Below are 1,105 nucleotides of genomic sequence, written 5' to 3'. Positions count from 1 at the left end.
CATCGCGGATGGCGGGCAATGATCTCGCCGCGGAAGCCGATTACCACCTCATTGACATAGCCCCGGACCCAGACGTCCTGATGGCCGTAGGCGACCGGCACGGAATAGTCGTTGGTCTTGTAGCGCACGAGAGACTGGGCCGTCACCTTGGTGCTGGCCTGGTCGCAGGCATCGAAGGGTGACGCCGGCAATGGGCGCATGGCCGCGAGATCCCGCTGCAAGCGCTCGCCGATCGTCTCGCTCTCACCGCGTAGCCTGTCGCGCTGACGTTTGCGGCATTGCTCTTCCAGAAAGGCGTTGAACGCATCCCATGTCGGAAATTGCGGGATCGGCACCATGAAATTGCGCCGGGCGTAACCCACGAGGCCTTCGACATTCCCCTTGTCATTGCCTTTGCCGGGACGGCCGTAGCGATCCCGGATCAGGTAGTGGGACAGGAAGCCACTGAACAGCGTCGCCCGCTTGCGCGTGCCGTCGGGCAGGATCTTCGCCACAAGGCAGCGGTCGTTGTCATAGACGATCGACTGCGGCACGGCCCCGAAGAAGGCGAACGCATGGATATGGCCATCCACCCAAGCTTCGGCCACCGCCGCCGGATAGGCCCGCACATAGCAGCCATCGCTATGCGGCAAATCCAGCACGAAGAAGCGCGCCTTCTGCTCAACGCCGCCGATCACCACAGTCGCCTCACCGAAGTCTGCCTGCGCATGGCCCGGCGGATGAGCCAGCGGCACAAACACCTCCTGGCGGCGCTGATCCCGCTCGCGCATATAATCCTTGATGATCGTGTAGCCGCCCGTGAACCCGCACTCGTCGCGCAGGCGGTCGAATACCCGCTTGGCCGTATGCCGCTGCTTGCGCGGCACCTTGAGGTCCTCATCCAGCCAATGCTCGATCGTCAAAACGAACGCATCCAGCTTCGGCCGCCGAATTGGTGATCGTCGCTGATAGCCCGGAGGCGTCGAATACGACACCATCTTGGCCACGCTGTCGCGAGATATGTTGAAATGCTTCGCCGCCTGGCGCTGCGTCATCCCTTCGGAAACAGCCAGGCGAACCCTCAAATAAAGTTCCACGGTGTAGATCCCCTGTCCCTCCTGCACTC

The 1,105-nt window shown here is 62.4% G+C and carries 1 protein-coding gene; it reads right to left on the bottom strand.

What is annotated here, in order from left to right; all coding sequences use genetic code 11:
- The coding region (gene istA, locus B5X69_RS20765; RefSeq protein ID WP_139375929.1) for an IS21 family transposase at positions 1-1,076 on the bottom strand (1,076 nt) is incomplete at its 3' end.
- Positions 1,077-1,105 lie beyond the last annotated feature (29 nt).

Source organism: Sphingopyxis flava (assembly GCF_900168005.1).
GTDB classification, from domain to species: domain Bacteria; phylum Pseudomonadota; class Alphaproteobacteria; order Sphingomonadales; family Sphingomonadaceae; genus Sphingopyxis; species Sphingopyxis flava.
Note: the sequence above shows the minus strand (reverse complement) of the source record. Positions and strands in the feature narration are given on the sequence as shown.